Origin of the sequence: Pseudomonas sp. NBRC 111133, from assembly GCF_001320605.1 — a bacterium.
Taxonomy (GTDB): domain Bacteria; phylum Pseudomonadota; class Gammaproteobacteria; order Pseudomonadales; family Pseudomonadaceae; genus Aquipseudomonas; species Aquipseudomonas monteilii.
On sequence record NZ_BCBJ01000113.1, the window covers coordinates 1 to 8,923 of the forward strand.

The following is an 8,923-nucleotide window of genomic DNA, read 5'->3' on the forward strand; positions in this document are numbered from 1 at the left end:
TTCCCTAGAGCAGTACATCTCGATGGCATTCAAAGCCGTGTCATCTCCCTTCCCCATGTAAGGCTCACTCTTCAGCCTGAAGCCCCAAACAAATTTTCCGGCCTGGCATTTCCGGAGTGGCCCCCACCCCCCCCAAAATCCGTCTGAAGCCGATGATGCTGCCTTTGGTACGACGTTCTGACCAGCAAAGGGATCAATTGATACCCGAGCCGATGAGATTTTGCCATCAAGTTGCTGTGTTCCGCCCGAACGAACAACTTGGACCTTGCGATCAGGGCTGGTCCAATTGTTTTCAAACCTGGGAATTGTGACAGGCGTGGTTACATCCTCCTTGACAGTTATGGTTGAACAGCCCTGATCACAGGTATTTGAGTTCCAATTACCATAAAACTGGATGACCGTATTCTTCCTTGCCTTGAGCAAGCGAGCGGAAACAGCCTCATCATTATCGCACCCCCGACTGCTAGGAAAATTGAATGCATAGTCACCATCCAGCTTAATGGTACAAACATTGTTCTGACTACCGTCCCTGCCTTCATACAAAACAATTGACGCACCTGAAAAATCGAAGGACACATCGTTTTCCACCTTGATTCGACTTACCTTCCCGTCGAGCCCATTATTTTTGACCCAAACGATCTGATAATCATCATTGCTATAGAATGGCTGCTCGAAGGTATTAACCTTCACCACTTTGTCACGGCCAATATCGCGCTTAATGTCGACAACTGCGTAATCGTCTTGCAGGTTACCATCCGGACTGTCATAAAATGTAATTTGCGTCCCCTTTTTTACCCCTGACATAGAAAAAGATCGCATTTCGTCATTTTCGCATCCGAGCCGAGCCTGATCGCTCCCCTGCAAGTTAACGGTCCGATCAAACGCAGTGGAGAACGTACAAACAAGAGATTGGCTTACATTATTACCCTCATAGGCAACAATGCCCCCATTATTATAGGCCTCGACATACTCCAGAACATCGCCTTGTTCAACAAAATCGACCGCAATAAAATTGGGGGCTCGCTCAGCGGCTGGCTTGCACTGTCCATTAATCCGATCTACGAGCCCCACTCGACCTCCAATTTCATTGTCGTCGCCACTATGCAGACTTAAGGGAACACCATGATAGTGGTTCATAACAAAAAGCCGCGACCAGCCATCGAAGTCAGTGTGACTGGCTCGCTTTGTATTCAAGGGGATATCAGACCAACGTGTCTTGCAACTTAAATCGTGACTAAAAATAGTACCACCCAAAGACCAGTAGTTCTCGACGGCAATAGCCTTATCATGAAACATATAAACGTTGTTTGCATAAGCACCCGCATTTTCCGATTTTTGCGTGATGAGAATGAGCCGCTGATTAGCGTCAACCATCTCTTGCAACGTTGGCCACTGAGAGCGCCCGCCCCACCGCCCTTTTGGATTGAAAACAAAGTTTTTTAAAGTCGGAACAGCATTGAACGCATTCTGCATGGCTGTTCTGCTAGCGTAGTCCTCAAAATGAATAGTTATTACGGCATCTGTATTTGCCGCCAGAAACGCAGCCACCGTATTCAGAGCTGCGGCCAAGGTAGTTTGACAATCAAACTTGGGATGACACAGCTGAACTGGATTATTATAGGTGTCCAGCATAAGCCCCCTCACTCCATGGGCTAGTTGCTCTGAAATCGACAGGTCTTGGTTAGGGGTGCCCGTCCAGGTGTTGGTAACAAATGAATTATGGGACATCACCCATTGATAGTCACTGAATGGTCGTGATTTGTCCACTACCGTACCTGGCCGGGCGTTATTGATACTAGACTGCTGCGCCGACACGAGACCGCTCAACAACATTATGAGCAGCGCTAACAACCAACGCGCCAGATATATAGGAGCACCTCCACTCCAACGAGCTTCTCGGAGAAGGAGCATGAACGACTCAAACCTCCTTAGCCCAACACCACACGAAGCAATCTCGTTCATCATGATATTCCTCCTCTGCACTTTTCTGCTTAGCGTAATTATCCGCTAGGCCCATAGCCAATACAAAAGCACGAAAAAAAATGTAGAAAATTTGCCCCCCAGACATTCCACTTAGCAATATCTCAGAACTCTATATGCGCTATATAATTCAGCATTGGCACCCCGCTAAAGGCTGCCCTCAGTGGCTACGGAGCGCATGAACATAAAGGGGCACCAAAACCCGGAAAAACAGTGACAATAAATACATCTAAAGGATCGCGTATATTTAAGCTTCATGCGGAACCCGCTTTTCCGCTGCTTGCGCATCCACTCTGCCGAGTAGCCTTGCACAAGGCAACTAGCAAAAATGCTAGGTATTCTCCGAACGCAAGCCTTGCTCATGAGTCAGATGAGCTTCTCCGATTTCGAAGTGGAGCACCCATTCCGGGTGATCAAGCGCCAGTTCGGTTATGTGACGACTCGCTTTCGTGGCTTGGCCAAGAACACGGCGCAACTGAGCGGGCTGTTTGCGCTGTCGAATCTGTGGACGGCGTAGGTAGTTATAAGCGCTACGGGAGAGGTGCGCCTGTAGCGTGCAAGAACGAGGGCAAAGCCCTGGTTCTGACCCGGTCGAGACGTAGCTCATTGCGCTCGGGCAAACTTGATCGGGGTTTCCCCAATGATCACTTCATCGAAACCATGACAAAGTCTCGCGTTGATAAAAGGCCGACTGATGCTCAATGACCTGAGCTGGATGCTCTGCTTCCTGAGCAGATCGTGCCAAGGGGCGCGTTGCGCCTCCTTCGCGGCACGAGCCTCCCCAGGTGACCGTGACCGCATACGCATAGTTTGACGCCCCCGGCACGAACGGGGTATAGCTCAACCCCAATCATGCCCGACATCTATGAATGACCCGCACATATCATTCAGCGTGATAATAACCTTCGCCCCGTTCGATTCGTGCCTCACGCGCAACACACTCACACTCCGCCCACTACTCATACATTGGCGGAGTTCTCCATGGAACAATCACTCAAACCCTTGCGCTTCCCCCTCGCTGCCCTGGCAGTGGTGGTGATCAGCGCTTGCGGTCGAACCCCAGACGCCGTGCAGGCTCCCGCCGCGCCAAAGGTCAGTGTGGCCAAGGTGATCGAGCAACCGATCAACGAATGGGACGAGTTCACCGGCCGCCTCGAAGCCCCGGAAACCGTCGAAGTACGTCCACGGGTTTCCGGCCAGATCGATCAGGTGGCCTTCACCGAAGGCACTCAGGTCAAGAAAGGCGACCTGCTGTTCCAGATCGACCCACGCCCGTTCCAGGCTGAAGTCCGCCGCCTTGAAGCCCAGCTGCAACAGGCCAAGGCCACTGCCATTCGCAGTGCCAACGAGGCCCGCCGTGGCGAACGCCTGCGTGATAGCAACGCCATCTCCGCCGAGCTGGCCGAGTCGCGTAGCAGCGCTGCCGCCGAAGCCCGTGCCGGGGTCGATGCCATTCAGGCCCAGCTCGACCTGGCACGCCTTAACCTCAGCTTTACCCGCGTCACCGCGCCTATCAGCGGCCGTGTCAGCCGCGCCGAGTTCACCGCCGGCAACATCGTCAGCGCCGATGTCACCCCGCTGACCAGCGTGGTATCCACCGACAAGGTCTACGCCTACTTCGACGCCGACGAGCGCGTATACCTCAAGTACACTCAGCTGGCACGCGAAGGCCAGCGTGGCCAAAGCACCCCGGTGTACCTGGGCCTGACCAGCGAAACCGGCAACCCGCACCTGGGCCAGATGAACTTCGTCGACAACCAGGTCAACCCGCGCACCGGCACCATCCGTGGCCGTGCGGTGTTCGACAACAGCGACGGCCAGTTCACCCCGGGCTTGTATGCGCGCCTGAAGCTTGTGGGCAGCGCCCAGTACGATGCCGTGCTGATCAACGACGAAGCCGTGGGCACCGACCTTGGCAAGAAGTTCGTGCTGGTCATGGACAAGGACAACAAGGCTGCCTACCGCGCCGTGGAGCTGGGGCCGAAGCTGGAAGGCCTGCGCATTGTGCGCAGCGGCCTGGGCAAGGATGACCGCATCGTGGTCAAGGGCCTGCAACGCGTGCGCCCTGGTTCACCTGTCACGCCGGAAGAAACCCAGATGGCCAGCGAACAGACCCTCGCCGCCCTCGCCCAGCAGCGCCAAGCCCTGGAGGCCAGCAACCCGGCGCCGAAGGTGGCGGGCAATAACGTGAAAGTCGCCAGCGCCCAGGCGCCACGCGGTTAAGGGACCACACCGATGAACTTCTCGAAATTCTTCATTACCCGGCCAATCTTCGCCGCGGTGCTGTCGCTGGTGCTGCTGATCGCGGGCTCCATCTCGCTGTTCCAGCTGCCGATCAGCGAATACCCCGAAGTGGTGCCACCCACCGTGGTGGTGCGCGCCAACTTCCCCGGTGCCAACCCCAAGGTCATCGGCGAAACCGTCGCCGCGCCGCTGGAGCAGGCCATTACCGGTGTGGAGAACATGCTGTACATGTCCTCCCAGTCCACCGCGGACGGCAAGCTGACGCTGACCATCACCTTCGCCCTGGGCACCGACCTGGACAACGCTCAGGTACAGGTGCAAAACCGCGTCACCCGCACCCAGCCCAAGCTGCCCGAGGAAGTGACCCGCATCGGTATCACCGTCGACAAGGCCTCGCCCGACCTGACCATGGTCGTGCACCTGACCTCGCCGGACAACCGCTACGACATGCTCTACCTGTCCAACTACGCCATCCTCAACATCAAGGACGAGCTGGCGCGCCTGGGCGGCGTGGGCGACGTGCAACTCTTCGGCATGGGCGACTACTCGCTGCGCGTGTGGCTGGACCCGAACAAGACCGCTTCGCGCAACCTCACCGCCAGTGATGTGGTCGCTGCAATCCGCGAGCAGAACCGCCAGGTGGCCGCAGGCCAGCTGGGCGCACCGCCCGCCCCCGGCTCCACCAGCTTCCAGCTGTCGATCAACACCCAGGGCCGTCTGGTCAACGAGGAAGAGTTCGAAAACATCATCATCCGTGCCGGTGCCGATGGCGAAATCACCCGCCTGAAGGACATCGCGCGGGTCGAACTCGGCTCCAGCCAGTACGCCCTGCGTTCGCTGCTGAACAACCAGCCGGCCGTGGCCATCCCGATCTTCCAGCGCCCCGGTTCCAACGCCATCGAGATCTCCGACGAAGTGCGGGCAAAAATGGCCGAGCTGAAGAAGGACTTTCCGGAAGGGATGGACTACAGCATCGTCTACGATCCGACCATCTTCGTGCGCGGTTCCATCGAAGCAGTGGTACACACCCTGTTCGAAGCCTTGGTGCTGGTGGTACTGGTGGTGATCCTGTTCCTGCAAACCTGGCGCGCCTCGATCATCCCGCTGCTGGCTGTGCCGGTGTCGCTGATCGGTACCTTTGCAGTCATGCACCTGTTCGGCTTCTCGCTCAACGCCTTGTCACTCTTCGGCCTGGTGCTGGCCATCGGTATCGTGGTGGACGACGCCATCGTCGTGGTGGAAAACGTCGAACGTAATATCGGGCTGGGCCTGAAACCGCTGGAAGCCACGCAAAAGGCCATGAGCGAAGTGACCGGGCCGATCATCGCCACCGCCCTGGTGCTGTGCGCCGTGTTCGTACCTGCTGCATTCATTTCCGGCCTTACCGGGCAGTTCTACAAGCAGTTCGCCCTGACCATCGCCATTTCCACCGTGATCTCGGCATTCAACTCGCTGACGCTGTCGCCGGCCCTGGCTGCCGTGTTGCTGCAGGACCACCATGCGCCCAAGGACCGTTTCTCGCGGTTCCTCGACAAGCTGCTGGGCAGCTGGCTGTTCTCCCCGTTCAACCGGTTCTTCGACCGCGCCTCCAACCGCTACGTCGGTGGTGTGCGCCGTGTCATCCGCTCCAGCGGCATCGCCCTGTTCGTGTACGCTGGCCTGATGGGCCTGACCTACCTGGGCTTCTCGTCCACCCCGACCGGTTTCGTGCCAGCCCAGGACAAGCAGTACCTGGTGGCCTTCGCCCAGCTGCCAGACGCGGCCAGCCTTGACCGCACCGAGGCGGTGATCAAGCGCATGAGCGAAATTGCCCTGAAGCAACCCGGTGTTGCCGACTCAGTAGCCTTCCCGGGCCTGTCGATCAACGGGTTCACCAACAGCCCGAACAGCGGCATCGTGTTCACCCCGCTCAAACCGTTCGATGAGCGCAAAGACCCGAGCCAGTCGGCGGCAGCCATCGCGGCTGCACTGAATGCCCAGTTCGCCGACATTCAGGATGCCTACATCGCCATCTTCCCACCGCCGCCGGTACAGGGCCTGGGCACGATTGGTGGTTTCCGCCTGCAAATCGAAGACCGTGGCAACCTGGGTTACGAAGCGCTGTACAAGGAAACCCAGAACATCATCGCCAAAAGCCACAACGTGCCGGAGCTGGCGGGCCTGTTCACCAGCTACCAGGTCAACGTGCCGCAAATCGATGCCGCCATCGACCGGGAAAAGGCCAAAACCCACGGCGTGGCGATCACCGACATCTTCGACACCCTGCAGGTTTACCTGGGCTCGCTGTACACCAACGACTTCAACCGCTTTGGCCGCACCTACCAGGTCAACGTCCAGGCCGAGCAGCAGTTCCGCCTCGATGCCGAACAGATCGGCCAGTTGAAGGTGCGTAACAACCTGGGCGAGATGATCCCGCTGGCGACCTTCCTCAAGGTCAGCGACACCTCCGGGCCAGACCGGGTCATGCACTACAACGGCTTCATCACCGCAGAAATCAACGGTGCCGCCGCCCCGGGGTACAGCTCTGGTCAGGCCGAAGCTGCGATCGAGAAACTGCTGAAAGAGGAACTGCCCAACGGCATGACCTTCGAGTGGACCGACCTGACCTACCAGCAGATCCTCTCGGGCAATACTGCACTGCTGGTGTTCCCGCTGTGCGTACTGCTGGCGTTCCTGGTACTGGCTGCCCAGTACGAAAGCTGGAGCCTGCCACTGGCGGTGATCCTGATCGTGCCGATGACCCTGCTGTCGGCCATTACCGGTGTGATCGTGTCGGGTGGCGACAACAACATCTTCACCCAGATCGGTTTGATCGTACTGGTGGGCCTGGCGTGCAAGAACGCGATCCTGATCGTCGAGTTCGCCAAGGATGAACAGGCCAAAGGCCTCGACCCGCTGGCTGCCGTGCTGGAAGCCTGCCGCCTGCGTCTGCGGCCGATCCTGATGACTTCGATCGCCTTCATCATGGGTGTGGTGCCCCTGGTGTTCAGCTCCGGTGCAGGTTCCGAAATGCGCCACGCCATGGGTGTGGCAGTGTTCTCGGGGATGATCGGCGTGACCGTGTTCGGCCTGTTCCTGACCCCGGTGTTCTTCTTCCTGATTCGCCGTTTCGTCGAGCGTCGCCAGGCCCGCAAGGCCGCACGCGTTCACTCGCTGGAGAACCCTGCATGAACCTGCTCAAACCCCTGTCCCCAAGCCTGCTGGCACTGGCCCTGGCGGCCTGTGCGGTAGGCCCGGACTACCAGGCCCCGGCCACCGAACCTGCGCAGCTGAACAGCGACGTGCAGGCCAACGCCTACGACCGTACCCGCTTCGAAAGCCTGTGGTGGAAGCAGTTCGATGACCCGGTGCTGAACCAGCTGGTACAGGCCTCGCTCGACGGCAACCGTGATTTGCGCGTGGCTTTCGCCCGTTTGAAATCGGCCCGCTCGATCCGTGAAGACGCCGAGAACGACCAGTTCCCGGTGGTCACCAGCCGTGCCAGCAGCGACATTGGCAAGGGTCAGATCCCCGGCCAGACCACGCAGCGGGTGAACAGCGAGCGCTACGACCTGGGCCTGGACATGGCCTGGGAGCTTGACCTGTTTGGCCGCATCCAGCGCCAGATCGAGGCCAGCGAAGCCCAGGAAGCGGCAGCCGCCGCCGACTTGCAGCAGTTGCAGGTCAGCCTGATCGCCGAGCTGGTCGATGCCTACGGGCAGCTACGCGGTGCCCAGTTGCGCGAGAAGATCGCCCTGGCCAACCTCAAGACTCAGCAGGAATCGCGGACCATTACCGAAACCCTGCGCGATGCCGGCGTGGGCAACGACCTGGACGTGGTGCGTGCCGATGCACGCCTGGCCGGGGTCGAGGCCACTGTGCCGCAACTGCAAGCTGAACAGGCGCGGGCGCGTCATCGCATTGCCACCCTGCTCGGCCAGCGCCCAGAGGCACTCAGCGTAGACCTGTCGCCCAAGGCCCTGCCGGCCATCGCCAAGGCGTTGCCGGTAGGCGATCCGGGCGAACTGCTGCGCCGCCGCCCGGATATCCGCAGCGCCGAACGCCAACTGGCGGCCGCCACCGCCAACGTAGGCGTGGCCACGGCAGACCTGTTCCCCCGCGTCAGCCTCAGCGGCTTCCTGGGCTTTACCGCCGCGCGTGGCTCCCAAATCGGCTCTTCGGCCGCCAATGCCTGGGCACTGGGCCCAAGCATTACCTGGGCGGCCTTCGACCTGGGCAGTGTGCGGGCCCGCCTGCGCGGCGCCAAGGCCGATGCCGAAGGGGCACTGGCCAATTACGAGCAGCAGGTATTGCTGGCCCTGGAAGAGTCGGCCAATGCCTTCAGCGATTACGACAAGACCCAGCAGCGGCTGCTGTCGCTGATGCGTCAGAGCGATGCCAGCCGCAAGGCGGCAGAGCTGGCCTCGATCCGCTATCGCGAAGGGACGGTCGACTACCTGGTGCTGCTCGATGCCGAGCGTGAACGGTTGAGCGCAGAAGATGCGCAGGCCCAGGGCGAAGTCGAGCTGTACCGCGGCATTGTCTCGATCTACAAGGCCCTGGGCGGTGGCTGGCAACCGGAAACCGTGGCCAGCGCACACTGATACACCCCGCTTGAACGACTCCTTTGGTTGGCTCCTCCCCCAACCGTTTGCCCCGCAGGCCTTGGTCCGCGGGGCTTTTTTATGGCAAAAGAAAGCGGGGCCGCTTTGCGGCCCAT

General features: G+C 59.3%; 4 protein-coding genes and 1 pseudogene. 4 read left to right on the forward strand and 1 reads right to left on the reverse strand.

Annotation, left to right across the window (positions count from 1 at the left end):
- On the reverse strand, positions 1 to 1,965 hold a 1,965-nt coding region (locus tag APH36_RS24890), incomplete at its 3' end, for a phosphatidylinositol-specific phospholipase C domain-containing protein (RefSeq protein WP_156342196.1).
- A gap of 403 nt (positions 1,966 to 2,368) precedes the next feature.
- Here APH36_RS24890 and APH36_RS31830 point away from each other — a divergent pair.
- The 4 genes and pseudogenes from APH36_RS31830 to APH36_RS24905 all read left to right on the forward strand — a co-directional run.
- Positions 2,369 to 2,497: pseudogene (locus tag APH36_RS31830) on the forward strand (transposase); the annotation flags it as partial.
- 464 nt (positions 2,498 to 2,961) lie between these two features.
- Complete coding sequence (gene mexE / locus APH36_RS24895; RefSeq protein ID WP_060500901.1) at positions 2,962 to 4,203, forward strand: multidrug efflux RND transporter periplasmic adaptor subunit MexE; 1,242 nt, start codon at positions 2,962 to 2,964, stop codon at positions 4,201 to 4,203.
- A 12-nt stretch (positions 4,204 to 4,215) separates the two neighbouring features.
- The gene (locus APH36_RS24900) at positions 4,216 to 7,395 is read left to right on the forward strand and encodes an efflux RND transporter permease subunit (RefSeq protein ID WP_060500903.1); all 3,180 of its coding nucleotides are present in this window, start codon (positions 4,216 to 4,218) and stop codon (positions 7,393 to 7,395) included.
- Entirely contained in the window at positions 7,392 to 8,807 is a 1,416-nt protein-coding gene (locus APH36_RS24905) for an efflux transporter outer membrane subunit (RefSeq protein ID WP_060500905.1), read from the forward strand. Before APH36_RS24900 ends, APH36_RS24905 begins: the two co-directional genes overlap by 4 nt.
- Positions 8,808 to 8,923 lie beyond the last annotated feature (116 nt).

What these genes read in the sequence shown, in the direction of transcription:
- mexE (WP_060500901.1), top strand. Translation starts at nt 2,962, where the DNA reads ATGGAACAATCACTCAAACCCTTGCGCTTCCCCCTCGCTGCCCTGGCA.
- APH36_RS24900 (WP_060500903.1), top strand. Translation starts at nt 4,216, where the DNA reads ATGAACTTCTCGAAATTCTTCATTACCCGGCCAATCTTCGCCGCGGTG.
- APH36_RS24905 (WP_060500905.1), top strand. Translation starts at nt 7,392, where the DNA reads ATGAACCTGCTCAAACCCCTGTCCCCAAGCCTGCTGGCACTGGCCCTG.